The organism is Arthrobacter sp. StoSoilB5, from assembly GCF_019977235.1.
In the GTDB taxonomy this organism is placed as follows: domain Bacteria; phylum Actinomycetota; class Actinomycetes; order Actinomycetales; family Micrococcaceae; genus Arthrobacter.
In genome coordinates this window covers 3,352,253-3,371,261 of the sequence record NZ_AP024646.1, presented here as the reverse complement: position 1 = coordinate 3,371,261, position 19,009 = coordinate 3,352,253, and the positions used below count along the sequence as shown (strand labels likewise).

Below are 19,009 nucleotides of genomic sequence, written 5' to 3'. Positions count from 1 at the left end.
CCGAGGATTGGGGCTCTTTTTGCTGGAGGGGACGACGGGAATCGAACCCGCGTAATCAGTTTGGAAGACTGAGGCTTTACCATTAAGCTACGTCCCCGGATGGGATCTCCTGCTGGATCCTTTGTACTGGATTCCGTGATCAGGACATCTTCCCGGTGGCTGTTGAAGCCGGGTACAACTAAACCTAATTCCGGCGGCGGTGTCAAATGTGCATTCAGGGCCTGCTTGCCCGTAGACTGTCCTGTGCATTCGGGGTGTAGCTCAGCTTGGCTAGAGCGCCTGCTTTGGGAGCAGGAAGTCGCAGGTTCAAATCCTGTCACCCCGACTCTGTGTTTCGTGTCCATTTCAGGGATGCGGCAGAACCCCATACCCACAAAATCAGGAGTACTTAGACTGTGAAGAGCGCTGTCGAGAACCTCACCGCCACGCGGGTCAAGCTCAACGTTGAGGTTCCCTTTGAGGAACTCAAGCCGAGCATCGATGCCGCGTACAAGACCGTTGCTTCGCAGATCCAGGTCCCCGGATTCCGCAAGGGCAAAGTTCCCTCCAAGCTCATCGACCAGCGTGTTGGCCGTGGGTACGTTCTGGAGACCGCCATCAATGATGGCCTCAACGGCTGGTACCAGGCCGCAGTCCAGGAAACCGGTGTTCGTCCCCTGAGCCGTCCCGAGGTTGAGATCACGGAGGTTCCGGACCCGTCCGCAACCGACGGCGAGCTCAAGTTCCAGGTGGAGATTGACGTTCGTCCCGAAATCGAACTGCCGGACTATGCAGGCATCAAGGTTGAGGTTGCTGCGGCTGAATCCTCCGCCGAGGACGTCGACAAGGCCCTCGATGAACTGCGTGGCCGCTTTGGCACGCTGAAGTCCGTGGAGCGTCCCGCCCAGAACGAGGACTTCCTCACGATCGACATCACCGCCACAATCGACGGCGAAGAGATCGATTCCGCTTCCGGCCTGTCCTACCAGGTTGGTGCCGGCACCATGCTTGAAGGCCTGGACGAAGCCGTGACCGGCCTCTCGGCGGACGAAGAAGCAATCTTCGACACCACCCTCGTTGGCGGCGACCACGCCGGCGAGGCAGCCCAGGTGAAGGTTGTTGTCAAGGCTGTCAAGGAGCGCGAGCTTCCCGAGGCCAATGACGACTTCGCCCAGTTGGCCTCTGAATTCGACACCCTTGCTGAGCTCCGCGAGGACCTCGCCAAGCAGGCTGCCGATTCCAAGGTTGTCGGACAGGGCGTTGAGGCCCGCGACAAGGTTCTGGACAAGCTCGTTGAGCTCGTCGAGGTTCCCGTTCCGGCTTCGGTGGTCGAAGAGCAGATTGAAGCTCACTTCAACCCGGAGAACGCCCACGGCGAAGGTGACCACGACACCGAGGAACACCGCGCCGAGGTCAAGGCCAACACCGAGCGTGCCTTCCAGAACGAGGTCATCCTTGACGCCATTGCGGACAAGGAAGAAGTTGACGTCAGCCAGAACGAGCTGATCGACTACATCGTCAGCACCGCAAGCCAGTACGGCATGGATCCGAACCAGTTCGCCCAGATCATCGATCAGAGCGGTCAGGTCCCCATGATGGTTTCCGAGGTCCGTCGCCGCAAGGCGCTGGCCGTTGTGCTGGGCCAGGCCGAGGTTGTCGACTCCGAAGGCAACAAGGTTGACCTGAGCGACTTCGTCCGGCCCGCCGGCGAAGTTGCTGCCGATGAGGCTGAAGCCACGGAGGAAGCGGATGTCGTCGCCAGCGATGACCCCGCAGCCGTAAAGTTCTAATTAGTAGCGTCAACCGACCCCGGATCCATGGATCCGGGGTCGGTTTGTTTTAAGCCCTGAACGGACAAGCCCTCGTCCGGTCAGCGTACTGGATCTGCGGGCCTGCTCCAATCGTGCGCCGTCAGCGAACAGCGCGATTCCGGCGAACAAATCGTCCGTGAAAACGGTTAGTGTCCAAGTAGTGAAGTTCAGTGAGGTCACTGGCACCAGCGAGAGGTAAGTACTTATGTCACAGCAATCAGAGGCTCCCCGGATGGCAACTGTCGATCCCGCAGCCCAGGACAACTACATCTACAACCGCCTGCTGAAAGAGCGCATTATCTGGCTCGGCTCTGAAGTCCGTGACGAGAACGCCAATGCCATCTGCTCGCAGCTGCTCCTCCTCTCGGCTGAAGACCCCGAGAAGGACATCTACCTGTACATCAACTCACCCGGTGGTTCCGTGACGGCCGGCATGGCCATCTACGACACCATGCAGTTCATCCCCAACGATGTTGTCACTGTTGCCACTGGCTTGGCCGCCTCCATGGGCCAGTTCCTGCTCTCCTCCGGGACAAAGGGCAAGCGTTATGCCACCCCCAACGCCCGTATCCTGATGCACCAGCCTTCAGGTGGTATCGGTGGCACTGCCTCGGACATCAAAATCCAGGCCGAGCTGATCCTGCACATGAAGAAGGTCATGGCGGAACTCACCGCAGAACAAACGGGCCAGACCGTGGAGACCATTCTCAAGGACAATGACCGCGACAAATGGTTCACGGCCACTGAGGCTTTGGAATACGGCTTCTTCGACAAGATCTCGGCTCACGCAGGCTCGGTAGCTGGTGGCGGTGGAACGGCTAACCAGTCGAACTCCGAGCCCAGCTCCGAAAACTAACCGGCACCAAAGAACCACTGAAACCCAGGAGTAATGACATGAACTACAACTTCGGATGGTCTGCCGGTAACCTCCCGTCCAGCCGCTACGTCCTGCCCCAGTTTGAAGAGCGCACACCGTACGGCTTCAAGCGCCAGGATCCGTACACCAAGCTGTTCGAGGACCGCATCATCTTCCTCGGCGTCCAGGTTGACGACGCCTCCGCCGATGACATCATGGCCCAGCTCCTGGTCCTTGAGTCCACGGACCCGGACCGGGACATCACCCTGTACATCAACTCGCCGGGTGGCTCCTTCACGGCTATGACGGCCATCTACGACACCATGCAGTACATTCGTCCTGAGATCCAGACGGTGTGCCTGGGCCAGGCGGCCAGCGCGGCTGCGGTCCTGCTCGCAGCGGGCACTCCCGGCAAGCGGCTGGCACTGCCGAACGCGCGCGTGCTCATCCACCAGCCGGCGTTGTCCGGAGGCCAGGGTGGCCAGGCATCCGACCTCGAGATCCAGGCGGCTGAAGTCATGCGCATGCGTACATGGCTTGAGGACACGCTGGCACACCACTCGGGCCGCACGTCCGAGCAGGTTAACAATGACATCGAGCGCGACAAAATCCTTACCGCGGCCGAGGCCATGAACTACGGTTTGATCGACCAGGTTCTGGACTCCCGCAAGATCAAGCCCCAGGCAATCGCCAGGTAGCATACGGAAAACGACGCCGGTGCGGTTCGCGAAATATGGACCGCACCGGCGTTCTGTTTCCACCCAAGCAGCCCATTGTGACCTAGAGTGGATGTTGTCACGGTGGTGCCAACCCCGGCCAGGCTGCACACTTGAGTACGGCACGGAGCCGCATCACCCGCATGTAACGAAGGGATTCCCACATGGCTCGGATTGGCGAGAGCACGGACCTGCTGAAGTGTTCTTTCTGCGGAAAGAGCCAGAAGCAGGTACGGAAGCTGATTGCCGGGCCCGGTGTGTACATCTGCGATGAGTGCATCGAGCTTTGCAACGAGATCATCGAAGAAGAACTTGCGGAAGTCTCGGACCTCGGCAGCTTCGAACTGCCTAAGCCGCGGGAAATCTTCGATTTCCTGCAGGAATACGTCATCGGCCAGGAACCCGCCAAGCGGTCGCTGGCAGTGGCTGTCTACAACCATTACAAGCGCATCCAGGCCGGTCATGCTCCCAAGGCCGGGAGCCTTGGTGAGGGTCCGCATCACGAGGATGTGGAGATCGCCAAATCCAACATCCTGCTGATCGGGCCAACTGGCTGTGGCAAGACGTATTTGGCGCAAACGCTCGCCCGCAGGCTGAATGTCCCGTTCGCAGTAGCCGATGCCACGGCCCTCACGGAGGCAGGTTACGTTGGCGAGGATGTCGAAAATATACTGCTCAAGCTCATCCAGGCCGCTGATTACGACGTCAAGAAAGCCGAACAAGGCATCATCTACATTGACGAGATCGACAAAATCTCCCGCAAGAGCGAGAACCCCTCGATCACCCGGGATGTCTCGGGCGAAGGAGTCCAGCAGGCCCTGCTGAAAATCCTCGAAGGCACAGTAGCCTCCGTGCCGCCGCAGGGTGGACGTAAGCATCCGCACCAGGAATTCATCCAGATCGACACCACCAATGTGCTCTTCATCGTGGCAGGCGCATTTGCCGGTCTCGAGGACATCATTGGTTCGCGGTCGGGGCGCAAGGGCATCGGCTTTGGAGCGCCGCTGAACGAAGTCCGGGACAACGTGGACACCTACGGTGAAGTCATGCCGGAGGACCTGCTGAAGTTCGGACTTATTCCGGAGTTCATTGGCCGCCTGCCAGTTATCACTACCGTCTCGAATCTCGACCGTCCTGCGTTGATCCAGATCCTTTCCACGCCCAAGAATGCCCTGGTAAAGCAATACCAGAAGATGTTCCAACTGGACGGTGTGGACCTGCAATTCGACGACGACGCCTTGGATGCCATCGCTGACCAGGCTCTTGAGCGCGGCACTGGCGCCCGTGGCCTGAGGGCCATCATGGAAGAAGTGTTGCTGCCTGTCATGTTTGATCTCCCGAGCAGGGATGACATCGCAACTGTGGTCATCACCGCTGATGTTGTAGACAACAAGGCCCAGCCCACCATGATTGGCCACGACGTCGTTGCGAAGCGCCGGAATAAGTCGGCCTAGCCACCCGTTGGCGTAGTAAGCGGCGGTTTCATTCACTTCGCGTCGCGCCATGCCCGCTTTTACTCTTCCGAGGAGTTCCCTGTGCCCGAACAGATTGTGCCCGAACAGATTGTGCCCGAACAGAGCCTGCCAGAGCAGTCCGTCAATAAAGCCGATTTCTGGTTCGATCCCGTTTGTCCCTTCGCCTGGATCACCTCGCGCTGGATTGGCGAGGTGGAGCAAGTCCGGGGTATTGAGACCGAGTGGCACGTCATGAGCCTGTCAGTGCTCAATGAGGGCCGTGACCTTCCCGAAAATTACAGGGCAATGATGGACGACAGTTGGGGTCCTGTCCGTGTGATCATTGCGGCCCAGGAACTGCATGGCAGCAGCTTCATCAAGCCGTTGTATGACGCCATGGGGGAGCAGATTCACCATGAGGGCAACAAAGACCGTAGTTCCGTGATCCAGAAAGCCCTGGCAGAGGTGGGGCTTCCTGCTGAGCTGGCACGGTTCGCTGATTCGGAGGACTACGATACCAAGCTGCGCGCCAGTCACGAGGCCGGGATCTCATTGGTGGGCCAGGATGTCGGAACGCCCGTGGTCGCCGTGAACGGCACGGCCTTCTTCGGTCCGGTCCTTACCCGGATTCCAAGGGGCGAAGACGCAGGGCAGCTTTGGGACGCCACGGTGACCCTTGCCGGTTACCCGCACTTCTTCGAACTCAAGCGCAGCCGCACGGAAAGCCCTGAATTCAACTAAACCCTGAATTCAACCAGGGAAACCCTGGGTTCAAGTAGCCAGGACCGCCACCGCGCTACTTCAGGAACCGTGACGTGCGCCGGTCCGCGAGGATCTTTCCGTTGGTTTGGCAGGTGGCACAGTACTGCAGTGAGGTGTCTGCGAAGGACACCTCACGAACAGTGTCGCCACAGACAGGGCATGGCAGCCCGGTCCTGGCATGCACCCTGAAGTTGCTTCGCTTGGTGTCCTTCAGCTCACTGGAAGGCTTTCCAGCTGCCGCGTTCACGGCACCCACCAGGACTTCCTGCATGGAATTGTAGAGCCGGCGCACCGTTTCGTCGTCGAGCGTCTTTGCGATGGCGAAGGGAGAAATCCTGGCAGCGTGCAGAATCTCATCGCTGTAGGCGTTGCCGATCCCTGCGATGACACTTTGGCTCCGGAGCAGTCCCTTGATTTGCTGTGAGCTTGAGTTAAGGATTGCCCCGAAGGCGTCCTCGTCGAAGTCGGGGCTGAGCGGTTCAGGGCCCAGTGTTGCGATTCCGGGAACGTCCATGGGATCCCTCACCACGTAAATGGCCAGGCTTTTCTTCGTGCCGGCTTCTGTCAGGTCCAGGCCGATATGGGCATCGTCGGCGGCCCGGTGCAGCAGTAGCCTGGCAGCGATGTTGCTCTTGCCCATGCGCAGCCCGGCGGACGAGGGATGCTCCGTGTAGCGGACCCAGCCGGCCTTCGCCAGGTGGAAGACGAAAAACAGGCCGTCGGCATTGAGGCAGATGAATTTGCCGAATCGCTGCGTGCCCTGGATGGTGCGGCCTTCCAGTGAACTGTAGGGCGGATCAGCTGTCTTCAGGGCCGCGATGGAGTTTATGCGGACACTGGTCAGCACGGCTCCATGGAGTTGGGTGTCCAGGTACGTGCACAGGCCGTGCACTTCGGGGAGTTCCGGCATGACCATACTCTGCCATAGCTTTGGCCCGCCTGCAGGAAAGCTCCAGCAACACCGAAAAAGGCGCTGGGAAAAGGTCCGGCAGAACTACAGGATTGTAGTTCTGCCGGAGGTCTTGTGCATGGTCCCTGGCGGGACCACAATGGTTCTTACCCACTTCGAAAGAAGCGGGACACGGAAACCAAAGATTCAGTGATATGCAACCGACGCAGCCTTTGGCAAAGTTGGAAGCAAGCTACCAGTGACGAGGTAGTAAGACCTGAAATTCCGAGGATTCCGCCAGACTGTCAAGCCGTCACCAGACAGCCGAAAAGTCGAAGCCCCACCAACGGCAAAACGCTGATGGGGCTTCCCCTTTGCCCGAAAGCTGCTAGGACGCGGGCGTTTCCTCGGCAGGTGCCAGGACAACGTCGCTCACTGTGAGCTCACCTTCGCCGGACTGAAGCGCAATCTCCTGGGCGTTCGCGGCGGCCTTGAGGTCCCCGAGTCCGGCCTTGAGCTGTGCCACAAGCATTTCGTTGGCTGTGATGGATGCCGAGAGTACGGCGGTCCGCTGCTTCACTTTGGCTTCTGACTTGGCCTTGCGGATGCCACTGAGGGCCACGCCAACAGTGCCCAGCATAGTGGTGTCGCCGTCGGCGATTTCCAGGGCGGCCGGCCATTGGGCGCGGTGCACCGAGCCTGTGCGCCACCAGCTCCATACCTCTTCGGTGGCGAAGGGCAGGAACGGTGCGAAAAGCCGCAGCAATGAGTCCAGTGTGGTGGCCAGCGCAGCCAGCACAGATGCTTGCTCCGAGTCCCCGGCCGCACCGTAGGCGCGGTCCTTGATGAGCTCGACGTAGTCGTCAGTGAACTGCCAGAAGAACGACTCAGTGATCTGCAGGGCACGGGCGTAGTCGTAGTTTTCGAATGCCTTGGTGGACTGGGACACGACGTCGGACAGTTGCGCGAGCAGCGCACGGTCCAGCGGGTTCGTGAGTACCGAAAGGTCCGAGGAGACAACCGAGTTCTCGGTGGCGCCAAGGTTCAACACGAACTTGGATGCGTTCAGGAGCTTGATGGCCAGTCGACGGCCGATCTTCATCTGTGCGATTTCGTACGCGGTATCGGCGCCGAGCTTGGCCGAAGCCGCCCAGTACCGCACAGCGTCCGAGCCGTACTCGTTCAGGACATCGGTGGGAACAACCACGTTGCCCTTGGACTTGGACATCTTCTTGCGGTCGGGGTCAAGGATCCACCCTGAGATGGCTGCGTGCTTCCACGGCGCACTCTTCTGGAGGGCGTCGGCGCGGACAGCGGAGGAGAACAACCACGTGCGGATGATGTCGTGACCCTGGGGGCGGAGGTCGAAGGGGTACACCTTGGAGAACAGTTCCTCGTCACGGCTCCAGCCACCCACGATCTGCGGGGTAAGGGAGGACGTGGCCCAAGTGTCCAGGACGTCTGCGTCACCTGTGAAGCCGTTGGCCTGATCACGCTGCGATTCCTCGAAGCCAGGGGCTGCATCCGCGGCGGGATCTACCGGGAGCATGTCATCCGAGGGCAGGATGGGGTGGTCGTAGTCGGGGTTGCCCTGCGCGTCCAGCGGATACCACACGGGAATCGGCACGCCGAAGAAGCGCTGGCGCGACACAAGCCAGTCACCGTTCAGGCCAGCGATCCAGTTCTCATAGCGGGAGCGCATAAAGGACGGGTGGAAGTTGATTTCCTGGCCACGGCCAATGAGGCGTTCGCGGCGTTGTTCGTCGCGGCCGCCGTTGCGGATGTACCACTGGCGTGAGGTAACCACCTCGAGGGGCTTGTCGCCCTTTTCGAAGAAGTTGACGGGGTGAGTGATCTTCTTCGGTTCGCCGTCAAGCAGGCCTGCCGCAGCGAGGAGCTCTACAACTGCTTCCTTGGCGGAGAAGGCCGTCTTGCCGGCGATCGCGGCGTAGGCTTCCTTGCCGGCGTCGGTAGTGATCCATTCCGGGGTCTCGGCGATGATGCGGCCATCGCGGCCCATGATGGCGCGTGTGGGCAGCTGCAGCTCGCGCCACCAGGTGACGTCGGTCAGGTCGCCGAAAGTACAGACCATCGCGATGCCGGAACCCTTGTCCGCCTTGGCGAGCGGGTGGGCCTTTACTTCAAGCTCAACTTCGAAGAGCGGCGACTTCACGGTCTTGCCGAACAGCGGCTGGTAGCGCTCGTCGTCGGGGTTGGCCACCAGCGCAGCGCAGGCGGCGAGCAGCTCCGGACGGGTTGTCTCGATGAAGATCTTCTCGCCGTCCTCGGTGAAGAACGGGTAGCGGTAGTAGGCGCCCGCAACTTCGCGGTCCTCAAGCTCGGCCTGGGCTACAGCGGTACGGAACGTGACGTCCCACAACGTGGGGGCCTCGGCCATGTAGGCGTCGCCCGCAGCAAGGTTGGCGAGGAAGGCGCGCTGGGAAACCGCGCGGGAGGTGTCGTCGATCGTGCGGTACGTCAGGTCCCAGTCCACGGACAGGCCGAGGGTCTGGAACAGGTTCTCGAAGACCTTCTCGTCCTCAACAGCGAGTTCCTCGCAGAGTTCGATGAAGTTCTGGCGCGAAACGACGTCGAAGTCGCGCTGGTTCTTGGCCGGCTGTGCAGGCGGGCGGTAGTCAGCGTTGTACGGGATGGCAGGATCGCAGCGGACACCGTAGTAGTTCTGGACGCGGCGCTCTGTGGGCAGGCCGTTGTCGTCCCAACCCATGGGGTAGAAGACGTTCTTGCCCGTCATGCGCATGTAGCGGGCCTGGACGTCCGTCTGCGTGAAGGAGAACATGTGGCCCACGTGGAGGGAACCCGATGCCGTCGGCGGGGGAGTGTCGATCGAGTAGACCTGCTCCCGGGTGGTGTCCGGGTTGAACTTGTAAGTTCCTTCGTCCAGCCAGCGCTGCGTCAGGGCAGCCTCAAGGCCTTCAAGGGCCGGCTTGTCGGGAACGTTGATGGGGGCGGTGGCGGGCGTGTCTGTACCCTGCGTTGATTCAGCCATGGGTCAATTGTTCCATGGTCCGGCGCGCCGCCTTGCCGTAGCATGCCGTCATGGCTGGCCTCAGGGACGTTTTCGTCCTCAAACGCATCTACGACGACCCCGCGGACGACGACGGTGCCCGGGTGTTGGTGGACCGGCTATGGCCGCGCGGGGTGTCCAAGGAAAAGGCCCACCTGGATCTGTGGCTCAAGGAAGTCGCGCCATCGTCGCCTTTAAGGACCGAGTTCGCACACATGCAGGAGCGGTTCACCGATTTCCGGAGGCAGTACGAGGCTGAACTGGACAACAATCCTGCAGTTCAGACTTTGCTGGAGTTGGCGAGGTCGAATCCACGGGTCACCTTGCTCTATGCCGCAAGGGATCCAGAGGTAAATCATGCCGTGGTGTTACGCGAATTCCTGCTCGGCCAAGCGGGTGCCCAAGACCCCCGATAGTGTGGAGTCATGACTTTGGCAGCACAGAACAAGACGGCAGTGGTAACGGGTGCCAGCACCGGCATCGGCGAGGCGACGGTCAGGGCATTGGCCGCCACCGGATGGAAGGTCTTCGCTGTAGCTCGCAGGGAAGACCGGCTCGGTGCGCTGGGCGCGGAGACTGGTGCTATTCCGTTCCCCGCAGACATCACCAGTGATGACGACATTGCGGCTTTGTTGCAAGCCGTCACCAAAGCAGGGGGAGCCGACACCCTCATCAACATTGCTGGTGGAGCCCGCGGCGCGGACACCATCGCCGAGGCCGACGCCGAGGACTGGGACTGGATGTACCGGGTCAATGTGCTGGGAACAATGAAGATAACGCGCGCTTTCCTCCCCATGCTGCGTGCCAACGGCGAGGGCACCGTCCTTAACCTGACCTCCACTGCGGGGCTTGCCGCCTACGAGGGTGGGGGAGGCTACAACGCTGCCAAGTTCGCACAGCACGCCATGACGGGTGCCCTCCGGCTGGAAGAAGTGGGAAACAACATCCGAGTCATCGAGGTTGCTCCGGGACTCGTCCAGACCGAAGAATTCGCCCTGAACCGCCTGGGCGACAAGGACGCAGCTGCCAAGGTCTACGCGGGAGTTGAGAAGCCGCTCACCGCGGATGACGTTGCCGACGTCGTGAAGTACGCCGTTTCCCTGCCGCATCACATCAACCTGGACCACATCACCATCCGCCCCGTGGCCCAGGCAGCGAACCACAAGCTGATCCGGAAGCAGGCCTGATTGGCGGTGCGCTAGCCCGCTGCCGGAACCGTCAGCGTCGCCAGGATGGCTGCGTGGTCGCTGCCGGGAACGCGGTGTACGGCGTAGCCGGTGTTCGCAACATCCTGGCTGGTCACCATGTGGTCAATGACGATGCCGGGGAGCACAGGCCCTTCCATCGGCCATGTCGGCGAAAACCGTCCCCCGGAAGACACGCCAACATCAACCAGTTTGGTTCCGTCCCCTCCCGCATCCAGCAGTTCCCGGAACTCGTGGTGGTCGTAGGTTGCGTTGAAGTCGCCGAGCAAGAGCTGATGGCCAGGACGGGCAGCCTGGCGGGCAACGGCAGCGAGGTCACTTCGCCACTGGGCGATCCGTGCGTCCACTGGAGGCAGCGTATGAACGTTGGTGACCGTAAGGACAGCGCTGTCACCCGGCTTGCCGATGGCGACGCGTGTGACAGGGATCTGGAACGGCGTATTGGGCAACCTCCCTGCCGCCTCCAGTGGATAGAGGGAATAGATGGCACTTCCCGACGCGTCATCGGTGGGGTCGCTCAGGCGGTTCGGGAGGATGTCTGCCAGGCCTGCGGCCTGTAGCCGGTCCTCCAAGCCTTGCGTGTGTTCCTGGACGGCCAATAACTCGACGCCGTTCTCCCGGACCAATCGGACGATCGTTTCGGCATCAGCCTGCCCGTACTCGGAGTTGAAGCTCATGGCCTTCAAAGCGACAGAGTCCGCAGGTGTCATCATCGGGCGGGCGGAGTCCCCCGGAAACAGCCAGTCGAGCGGAAACAGCCAGAACAGCTGCGCCGCCAAGAGGACCGCCGTCGTAGTAATCACCCATGGCCGCCGCCCGAACAGGGCGAGCACCGCAGCGAGTGCCGCGGGCAAGACGAGCCACGGCGTGAAGGACAACAACTGAACCACCTGCAGGGGCCAGTCCGCGGGGATCGCGCGGAACAACGACAACCCCGCCACGGGCACAGCCACCAGTAGTGCCACCACAGACCATGCAGGCGAGCCAAAACGCCTGCGCAGGCGGACAGCGGGCGCGGCTGGAACGGGATACGTCATGACCTTGAGTCTATTCAGCGAGCTGCCCGTACTCCTCCGCCCAAGGGATGAACCTCCAAGTGGAGAGGTGGGCTCTGGTGCCGCTAGACTTGAGGGACCAGCTTTGACCCGGCAATCACCGGTGAGCTTCCGGAAGAACAGCGCTGCACGCCTTCACCAGCGGACAGTACCCAGTAGAACCGGACGGGTAAGCCCGTCACAGCAGTAATGAGAGGCCGGCGCCGGCAGTTGTCCCACACCCAGGGACGCCAAGGTTTCGGTAAGTGAGGTGGTACCGCGGTACCGGTGTTGATGCAATTCAATCCCGTAGCCGTCCTCGCATCCTGACAGTCAACCAGCTATCACAGGATATGAGATGACCCACTACCCCAAGGCCTCAGCGTCTCCTTCCGGCACGCAAGGCGTGTCCGCTTCCGTGAAGTTCCCGGAAATCGAAGAGCGCATCCTCAAGTACTGGGATGAAGACGGCACCTTCCAGGCAAGCATCGACCAGCGCGAAGCAGGCAAAGACGGCAGCAACGAGTTCGTCTTCTACGACGGCCCTCCCTTCGCCAACGGCCTCCCTCACTACGGGCACCTCCTCACGGGCTACGCCAAGGACCTCGTAGGGCGCTACCAGACCCAGCGCGGCAAGCGCGTGGAGCGCCGCTTCGGCTGGGATACCCACGGCCTTCCGGCAGAGCTCGAAGCCATGAAGCAACTGGGCATGACGGACAAGACCCAGATCGAAGCCATGGGCATCGACAAATTCAACGACGCCTGCCGCGCCTCGGTGATGAAGTACGCCAATGAATGGAAGGCCTACGTCACGCGCCAGGCCCGCTGGGTGGACTTCGACAACGACTACAAGACGCTCAACGTCGAGTACATGGAGTCGGTGCTGTGGGCCTTCAAGCAACTGCACGAGAAAGGCCTGACGTACAACGGGTACCGCGTCCTTCCGTACTGCTGGAAGGACGAGACGCCACTGTCCAACCATGAACTCCGCATGGACGACGACGTCTACAAGAACCGCCAGGACCAGACTGTCACGGTGACGTTCCCCATCAAGGCGGGGGAGTCCGAACTCTCCAAGGCCCTCGAAGGCGTTCAGGCGCTCGCCTGGACCACGACGCCCTGGACGCTGCCCACCAACCTGGCGCTCGCCGTCGGGCCTGAGATCCCTTATGCCGTCCTGCCTGCCGGTCCGAACGGCGTTAAGGCCGCTTCGGCAGAAGCGCCCGTCAGTGGCAGCTTCCTGCTGGCTGCCGAACTTGTGGGGACCTACGCGAAGGATTTGGGGTACGACGACGCCGCTGCCGCAACTGCGGCCGTGACGTCCACTCACACAGGCACGGAGCTCGCCGGACTCGACTACGAGCCGCTGTGGAACGACTTTGCCGATGCCGAGAAGTACGGCACGCAGAACGCGTGGCGCTTCCTTGTGGCGGACTATGTCACAACCACCGACGGTACGGGCATCGTGCACCAGGCTCCGGCCTACGGTGAGGATGACCAGAAGGTCTGTGAGGATGCCGGTATCCCGGTGGTTCTCTCCGTTGACGAGGGCGCCAAGTTCCTGCCGCTGTTCGCCCATGGCGAGCTCGCCTCGATCGTAGGACTACAGGTCTTCGACGCCAACAAGCCGATCACCCAGGTGCTCCGCGCCGACGGGCGCTTGGTCCGCCAAGCCAGCTATGAGCACAGCTACCCGCACTGCTGGCGGTGCCGGAACCCGCTGATCTACCGCGCTGTGTCCTCCTGGTACGTGGAGGTCACCAAGTTCAAGGACCGCATGTCCGAGCTGAACCAGGAGATCAACTGGATCCCCGGCAATGTCAAGGATGGCCAATTCGGCAAGTGGCTGGACAACGCACGTGACTGGTCCATCAGCCGTAACCGGTACTGGGGTTCGCCCATCCCGGTGTGGCAGTCGGATGACCCTGAGTATCCGCGCACCGACGTCTACGGTTCGCTGGCTGACCTTGAAGCCGACTTCGGCCGGTTGCCGGTCAACAACGAGGGACAGGTGGACCTGCACCGTCCGTTCATCGACGAATTGACCCGGCCCAACCCGGACGACCCCCGTTCGCCGGCAGAGGGGCAGTCCACTATGCGCCGCGTGGAGGACGTCCTGGACGTCTGGTTCGACTCCGGCTCCATGCCGTACGGACAGGTGCACTACCCGTTCCAAAATGAGGAGTGGTTCGACACCCACAACCCCGCGGACTTCATTGTTGAGTACATCGGCCAGACCCGTGGCTGGTTCTACATGCTGCACATCCTGTCCACGGCGCTGTTTGACCGGCCGGCTTTCCGCAACGTGATCAGCCATGGCATCGTCCTGGGCTCCGATGGACAGAAGATGTCCAAGAGCCTGCGGAACTACCCGGACGTTTCCGAAGTCCTGGACCGCGACGGCTCGGACGCAATGCGGTGGTTCCTCATGTCCAGCCCGATCCTCAGGGGCGGCAACCTGGTGGTTACCGAGCAGGGCATCCGCGACGGCGTACGCCAGGTCATCCTGCCGCTCTGGAACGTGTACAGCTTCTTCACGCTGTACACCAACGCCGCCAACGGCGGCTCGGGCTACGATGCGAAGCTCCGTTACGACGGTTACGCAGACACGCTGGACCAGTACCTCATGGCCAACACCGGAGACCTCGTCCGCAATGTGACGGAAAGCCTGGATACGTACGACATCTCCGGTGCCTGCGACGAACTGCGCAGCTACTTGGACATGCTCACCAACTGGTACGTCCGCCGCAGTCGCCAGCGCTTCTTCGACGAGAACGTGGATGCCTTCGACGCCCTGTACACCGCCTTGGAAGCTGTGTGCCGCGTGTCCGCGTCCTTGCTGCCGCTCGTGACGGAAGAGATCTGGCGCGGTCTGACGGGTGGCCGTTCCGTGCACCTGGCCGATTGGCCTGACGCTTCGCTGTTCCCGGCAAACCCGGATCTCGTGGAGGCCATGGACCGTGTACAGCAGATCTGCTCCACCGGCTCCAGCCTGCGCAAGGCCGCGAACCTGCGCGTCCGCCTTCCGCTCCAGGAACTGACTGTCGTGGCACCCGGGGCAGACGCGCTGGGAGGCTTCGCCGCCGTCGTCGCGAATGAACTGAACCTGCGTTCGGTGCGCTTGCTGGATGCTGCTTCGGCTTCGCCTGAGGAATTCGGCATCGAGCAGAAACTGGTTGTCAACGCCCGTGCTGCTGGTCCGCGCCTTGGTAAGAACGTGCAGCAGGCCATCAAGGGTTCCAAGTCCGGCGACTGGTCGGTTAACGATTCCGGCGTCGTGGTGGCTGGAGGACTTGAGCTTGAGCCGCAGGAATACACGCTGGAGACCGTCGTAGCAGAAACGGCCGACGGCGGGTCTTCCGCAGCCGCTGTTTTGCCCGGCGGCGGCTTCGTTGTCCTGAACACCGAAGTCACGCCCGAACTTGCGGCCGAGGGTCTGGCACGCGACATGGTCCGTGCCATCCAGCAGGCACGCAAGGATGCGGGGCTGAATGTCAGCGACCGCATCCGCACTTCCGTTGAAGCGCAGCAGGACGTCGTTGACGCGCTCGAAGCCAATGCTGAGCTGGTCAAGACTGAAACGCTGTCTCTTGAACTGGAGGTCCTCCTGTCCAGCGCCGAGGAGCCGCAGGTCACCGTAGCAAAGGCAGGGGTCTGAATCATGACTGACGAATTCTCAGTGGAAAGCGTCTACGCAGAACTTCTTGGGCGTGCACCTGAAAACAAGATGGAACCCCGGTTGGCACCGCTCTTCCGGGCCATGGACGTGCTGGGGGAGCCCAACAAGGCTTTTCCGATCATCCACATCACGGGCACCAACGGCAAGACGTCCACAGCCCGCATGATTGAGGCCGGACTCCGTGCGCACGGTCTGAGTACAGGCCGTTACACCAGCCCGCACCTTTCAAAGGTCACCGAGCGCATCAGCATTGATGGTGAGCCGGTATCGGATGCGACGTTTGTTCGGATCTGGGATGAAATCCGTCCATACCTGGAAATCGTTGACAACGAGCTCCTTGCCGACAACCAACCGCGGTTGACGTACTTCGAATGCGTCACCATCCTTGGTTTCGCGATTTTCGCTGACCAGCCAGTGGATGTAGCCGTCATCGAAGTTGGGTTGGGGGGCATTACCGATGCCACCAACGTCGGCGACGGCCAGGTTTCCGTCATCACGCCCATCTCCTTGGACCACACGGACCTGCTGGGGGATACCACCGAGGACATCGCCTACGAGAAAGCCGGCATCATCAAACCAGGCGGCTTCCTGGTAAGTGCCGCCCAGCCGGTGGACGCTGCCCAGGTCCTGTTGGAGAAAGCCCGCGAAGTGGACGTACCGTTCCGCTTTGAGGGTGTTGAATTCGGCGTTGAGTCGCGCAGCGTTGCCGTGGGAGGACAGGTCCTGACGATCCAAGGCCTGGCAGGTCGCTACGAAGACCTCCTTCTTCCCTTGCATGGTGCCCACCAGGCAGAGAACGCCGCCGTGGCTGTGGCTGCATTGGAAGCCTTCTTCGGTGGAGGAGAAAAAGAACTGGACATCGATGTCCTGAAGGAAGCCTTCGGCAATGTGACGTCACCTGGCCGCCTGGAAGTGGTGCGGACCGCCCCTACGATCGTGGTGGATGCTGCCCACAACCCGGAAGGGATCCGTGTCTCTGCCGAGGCGATCCACGAGGCCTTCAGCTTCAGCAAACTGGTGGTCGTCGTCGGAGTCCTGCGGGAGAAGGACGCTGAGGAGATCCTGAAGACCCTCAAGGAACAACTTGGCGATCTTGCCGATGAGTTCTGCTTCACGCAGTCCAACTCACTGAGGGCTGTCCCTGCAGCGGAACTGGCCGAACTCGCCGTCGATCTTGGCTTTGGCGAGGACAACGTCCACATCGCCGAGAAACTCGATGACGCACTGGAGTGGGCCGTTGAACGGTCCGAGTCCAACGATGACCTCGCTGGCGGCGTCCTGGTCACCGGCTCCATCACCCTGGTGGCTGAGGCACGCATCCTGCTTGGAAAGGAAGGTGCCTGACAGTGGCAAAGCTGACCAAGGCCCAGCGTGAATGGCGGCCGGGCATGCCCAAGAAGCGCCGATCCACCAAGGTAATGTTCGCTTCCACGGTGCTGTTGCTCGAAGCATTTGTGGCCTTCTTCGGCACGCTGGTGGTCTTCGGCCTAAAACGCGGGGAAGTGGCTCCTGGAATCATCCTGGGTGTGGGGATCGCACTGAGCGTTGTACTCGTCCTGGCATGTGCGGTGTTGTCCAAGCCCTGGGGAATCGGCCTTGGCTGGGGGCTGCAGCTCCTGCTGATCCTGACAGGGATCGCAGAGCCCATGATGTTCATCGTCGGCGTCCTCTTTGCCATCTGCTGGTGGTATGGAATCCGGACGGGGATGAGGATCGACCGCGAAGTGGCACAACGCGACCGGGAGCAGGCCGAATGGGACGCAACGCACCGTGACGAGGCAGGTCCGGAAACCCCGTAAACTGGCTGGGAAACCCACCCACCAATCACATTGGAGCAACTGTGAGCATTGAACGGACCCTTGTCCTGATCAAGCCCGACGGCGTGGCCCGCAACCTCAGCGGAAGCATCCTCGCCCGGATCGAAGCCAAGGGTTACGCCTTGGCTGAGCTGAAGAAGGTCAACGCGACCCGCGAGCTGCTGGAGCAGCACTACGAGGAACACGTGGGCAAGCCGTTCTACGAGCCTCTGGTCGAGTTCATGCTCAGCGGCCCGGTCATTGCAGCTGTCTTTGAGGGCCACCGCGTCATCGAAGGCTTCCGCTCCCTGGCGGGAACCACGGACCCCACCACCGCTGCGCCGGGCACCATCCGGGGCGACTTCGGCCGTGACTGGGGCCTGGCAGTCCAGCAGAACCTCGTTCACGGCTCGGACTCCGTTGACTCGGCCGAGCGTGAGATCAAGATCTGGTTCGCGGACTAGTTACGCCTCGCCGAATTGACAGTTAAGGCCAATGTTCATCACTGTCATGTCTCAGGACATTGAGGACACTTCGAGTCTCAGGACTTCGTGGACACTGTATGTCTCATGACGTCGTGGACACTTGGTTCGCCATGAAGCCGCGGGGTTTGTTGTTGCCTATGTATTTGGTTCCTCTTGGCGGGCGCGGATGGGAAATGATTTCGGTTCCGTGCCCGTCGAAGAACATGATGCGTTGTGCGTCGTAGAGGATGTGGATTGTTTCTCCGGCGCGGTCTCTGCCTACTTGGAAGTGCGTGCCCACGACCGTGACGACGCCCAGGCGGCTGACGGTTCTTCGTACGGTTCGCCGGATCTGGGTTTTGATCTCAGAGATCACGGGGACCGAGGGGGCGGGCACTTTCTCGGTGGCTTCCCAAGCCTGTTGGGGAGTCATTCGGGCCGGCAGTGCCTGATGTTCACGCTCGGTGTTGTAGTAGTGGTCGAAGGTGTCGACCTGGGCTTGAAGATCCTTGATCGTTGAAGCCGGTTTTTGCTTGTGCAGAAACCGGTGCAGTGTGCGGTGGAATCGTTCGTTCTTGCCCTGGGTGGTGGGCTTGTAGGGCTTGCCCGTGATCGGTTCGACTCCGAGAGATCTCAGGTAGTCCACCAATGCCCCGCTTCGTCCCCTGCGTGTGGGGTTCAGGGCCATGCCGTTGTCGGAGAGAAACTTCCGGGGAACCCCGTGTTTACTGATGGCATGTTTGACCACCCGCAGGGCCGCTTCGCTCGTTTCTCCGGCCGCAACCAGTGACGCCAAGGCCAAGCGTGAATGATCATCAATGAGCTGGAAAATCACAACCTTCCGCCCGTTTTCCAGCTGCCATTCCGTGGCGTCGATCTGCCAGCAACAGTTCGGTGCGGGATATACGAACCGGCGGTAAGCGCTTCGAGGCTTCTTCCGCGGCTCCGGAACCACCATGCCGGCCTTGGTAAAGAGCCGGGCAAGCGTTGCCCGGGACGGCGGTTCCACACCGTCCCGGCGCATCCTTGCCTGAACGCTCAAAGGCCCATGGTCATGGCCTTGGGCCTCCAACGCTTCCCTCACATGCAAAGCCAACGCGGTGACCCCTGCGGGAGTAGCGTTAGGGCTGGTACGTGGCTTGGTCGAACGCATAGCCATCGCTTGTGCCGGCCCACCCGACACCGCAGCGGCCCTGACCTTATAGAACCAAGACCGTGAGACGTTGTGCTCGCGGCAGAAGGCTGCCACGGCACCTCGAGGACTCTCCTCAGGCCACGAGGCGACAAGATACCGGACCTTCATATCGGGTTTGAGTTCGCTCATGGAACGAGCAAA

The 19,009-nt window shown here is 61.2% G+C and carries 15 protein-coding genes and 2 tRNA genes; 12 read left to right on the top strand and 5 right to left on the bottom strand.

The window, feature by feature from the left end; genetic code table 11:
• Positions 1 to 23: 23 nt before the first annotated feature.
• Positions 24 to 97, bottom strand: a tRNA-Gly gene (locus LDN75_RS15180).
• A 153-nt stretch (positions 98 to 250) separates the two neighbouring features.
• Between LDN75_RS15180 and LDN75_RS15175 the strand changes: the two genes are divergently transcribed.
• The 6 genes from LDN75_RS15175 (at position 251) to LDN75_RS15150 (ending at position 5,557) form a co-directional block, all read left to right on the top strand.
• Positions 251 to 325: transfer RNA gene (locus tag LDN75_RS15175), tRNA-Pro, on the top strand.
• Positions 326 to 395: 70 nt separating this feature from the next.
• Entirely contained in the window at positions 396 to 1,769 is a 1,374-nt protein-coding gene (tig, locus tag LDN75_RS15170; protein ID WP_223933154.1) for a trigger factor, read from the top strand.
• A 253-nt stretch (positions 1,770 to 2,022) separates the two neighbouring features.
• On the top strand, positions 2,023 to 2,646 hold the full coding sequence (locus tag LDN75_RS15165) for an ATP-dependent Clp protease proteolytic subunit (RefSeq protein ID WP_275959818.1): 624 nt from the start codon (positions 2,023 to 2,025) through the stop codon (positions 2,644 to 2,646).
• 38 nt (positions 2,647 to 2,684) lie between these two features.
• Positions 2,685 to 3,344: an ATP-dependent Clp protease proteolytic subunit gene (locus LDN75_RS15160; RefSeq protein ID WP_018777832.1), complete on the top strand. Its 660-nt coding sequence runs from the start codon at positions 2,685 to 2,687 to the stop codon at positions 3,342 to 3,344.
• Between the two features lie 182 nt (positions 3,345 to 3,526).
• Positions 3,527 to 4,816 (top strand): ATP-dependent Clp protease ATP-binding subunit ClpX, encoded by a 1,290-nt coding sequence (clpX, locus tag LDN75_RS15155; protein ID WP_223933150.1) that lies wholly within the window; start codon positions 3,527 to 3,529, stop codon positions 4,814 to 4,816.
• 96 nt (positions 4,817 to 4,912) lie between these two features.
• Positions 4,913 to 5,557, top strand: coding sequence for a DsbA family protein (locus LDN75_RS15150; protein WP_223937595.1), 645 nt, complete (start codon positions 4,913 to 4,915; stop codon positions 5,555 to 5,557).
• 55 nt (positions 5,558 to 5,612) lie between these two features.
• On the opposite strand, the gene LDN75_RS15145 is transcribed toward LDN75_RS15150, so the two are convergent.
• Together LDN75_RS15145 and valS are read right to left on the bottom strand one after the other, a co-directional pair.
• Positions 5,613 to 6,488 (bottom strand): DNA-formamidopyrimidine glycosylase family protein, encoded by an 876-nt coding sequence (locus tag LDN75_RS15145; protein WP_223933148.1) that lies wholly within the window; start codon positions 6,486 to 6,488, stop codon positions 5,613 to 5,615.
• A 367-nt stretch (positions 6,489 to 6,855) separates the two neighbouring features.
• The gene (gene valS, locus LDN75_RS15140; RefSeq protein ID WP_223933146.1) at positions 6,856 to 9,477 is read right to left on the bottom strand and encodes a valine--tRNA ligase; all 2,622 of its coding nucleotides are present in this window, start codon (positions 9,475 to 9,477) and stop codon (positions 6,856 to 6,858) included.
• Positions 9,478 to 9,527: 50 nt separating this feature from the next.
• Between valS and LDN75_RS15135 the strand changes: the two genes are divergently transcribed.
• Both LDN75_RS15135 and LDN75_RS15130 read left to right on the top strand, forming a co-directional pair.
• Positions 9,528 to 9,911 (top strand): DUF488 family protein, encoded by a 384-nt coding sequence (locus LDN75_RS15135; RefSeq protein WP_223933144.1) that lies wholly within the window; start codon positions 9,528 to 9,530, stop codon positions 9,909 to 9,911.
• A gap of 9 nt (positions 9,912 to 9,920) precedes the next feature.
• Positions 9,921 to 10,682, top strand: a complete 762-nt coding sequence (locus LDN75_RS15130) for an SDR family oxidoreductase (protein WP_223933142.1) — start codon at positions 9,921 to 9,923, stop codon at positions 10,680 to 10,682.
• An 11-nt stretch (positions 10,683 to 10,693) separates the two neighbouring features.
• Here the strand turns inward: LDN75_RS15130 and LDN75_RS15125 are convergent, their stop codons facing one another.
• The gene (locus tag LDN75_RS15125) at positions 10,694 to 11,737 is read right to left on the bottom strand and encodes an endonuclease/exonuclease/phosphatase family protein (RefSeq protein WP_223933140.1); all 1,044 of its coding nucleotides are present in this window, start codon (positions 11,735 to 11,737) and stop codon (positions 10,694 to 10,696) included.
• Between the two features lie 355 nt (positions 11,738 to 12,092).
• Here LDN75_RS15125 and ileS point away from each other — a divergent pair, with 355 nt between their 5' ends.
• Genes ileS through ndk form a run of 4 tightly spaced genes read left to right on the top strand, consistent with a single transcriptional unit; the run spans position 12,093 to position 17,673 of the window.
• The gene (ileS, locus tag LDN75_RS15120; protein ID WP_223933138.1) at positions 12,093 to 15,392 is read left to right on the top strand and encodes an isoleucine--tRNA ligase; all 3,300 of its coding nucleotides are present in this window, start codon (positions 12,093 to 12,095) and stop codon (positions 15,390 to 15,392) included.
• A 3-nt stretch (positions 15,393 to 15,395) separates the two neighbouring features.
• Positions 15,396 to 16,757, top strand: coding sequence for a folylpolyglutamate synthase/dihydrofolate synthase family protein (locus LDN75_RS15115; protein WP_223933136.1), 1,362 nt, complete (start codon positions 15,396 to 15,398; stop codon positions 16,755 to 16,757).
• Positions 16,758 to 16,759: 2 nt separating this feature from the next.
• Positions 16,760 to 17,212: a DUF4233 domain-containing protein gene (locus tag LDN75_RS15110; RefSeq protein ID WP_223933134.1), complete on the top strand. Its 453-nt coding sequence runs from the start codon at positions 16,760 to 16,762 to the stop codon at positions 17,210 to 17,212.
• Between the two features lie 41 nt (positions 17,213 to 17,253).
• Positions 17,254 to 17,673 carry a nucleoside-diphosphate kinase gene (ndk, locus tag LDN75_RS15105; protein ID WP_223933132.1) on the top strand — a complete coding sequence of 140 codons (420 nt, stop codon included), beginning with the start codon at positions 17,254 to 17,256 and terminating at the stop codon, positions 17,671 to 17,673.
• Between the two features lie 103 nt (positions 17,674 to 17,776).
• Here the strand turns inward: ndk and LDN75_RS15100 are convergent, their stop codons facing one another.
• The gene (locus LDN75_RS15100; RefSeq protein WP_223933130.1) at positions 17,777 to 18,997 is read right to left on the bottom strand and encodes a DDE-type integrase/transposase/recombinase; all 1,221 of its coding nucleotides are present in this window, start codon (positions 18,995 to 18,997) and stop codon (positions 17,777 to 17,779) included.
• Positions 18,998 to 19,009: the final 12 nt, after the last annotated feature.

What these genes read in the sequence shown, in the direction of transcription:
- LDN75_RS15165 (WP_275959818.1), top strand. Translation starts at nt 2,023, where the DNA reads ATGGCAACTGTCGATCCCGCAGCCCAGGACAACTACATCTACAACCGC.
- LDN75_RS15160 (WP_018777832.1), top strand. Translation starts at nt 2,685, where the DNA reads ATGAACTACAACTTCGGATGGTCTGCCGGTAACCTCCCGTCCAGCCGC.
- clpX (WP_223933150.1), top strand. Translation starts at nt 3,527, where the DNA reads ATGGCTCGGATTGGCGAGAGCACGGACCTGCTGAAGTGTTCTTTCTGC.
- LDN75_RS15145 (WP_223933148.1), bottom strand. Translation starts at nt 6,488, where the DNA reads ATGCCGGAACTCCCCGAAGTGCACGGCCTGTGCACGTACCTGGACACC.
- valS (WP_223933146.1), bottom strand. Translation starts at nt 9,477, where the DNA reads ATGGCTGAATCAACGCAGGGTACAGACACGCCCGCCACCGCCCCCATC.
- LDN75_RS15135 (WP_223933144.1), top strand. Translation starts at nt 9,528, where the DNA reads ATGGCTGGCCTCAGGGACGTTTTCGTCCTCAAACGCATCTACGACGAC.
- LDN75_RS15130 (WP_223933142.1), top strand. Translation starts at nt 9,921, where the DNA reads ATGACTTTGGCAGCACAGAACAAGACGGCAGTGGTAACGGGTGCCAGC.
- LDN75_RS15125 (WP_223933140.1), bottom strand. Translation starts at nt 11,737, where the DNA reads ATGACGTATCCCGTTCCAGCCGCGCCCGCTGTCCGCCTGCGCAGGCGT.
- ileS (WP_223933138.1), top strand. Translation starts at nt 12,093, where the DNA reads ATGACCCACTACCCCAAGGCCTCAGCGTCTCCTTCCGGCACGCAAGGC.
- LDN75_RS15115 (WP_223933136.1), top strand. Translation starts at nt 15,396, where the DNA reads ATGACTGACGAATTCTCAGTGGAAAGCGTCTACGCAGAACTTCTTGGG.
- LDN75_RS15100 (WP_223933130.1), bottom strand. Translation starts at nt 18,997, where the DNA reads ATGAGCGAACTCAAACCCGATATGAAGGTCCGGTATCTTGTCGCCTCG.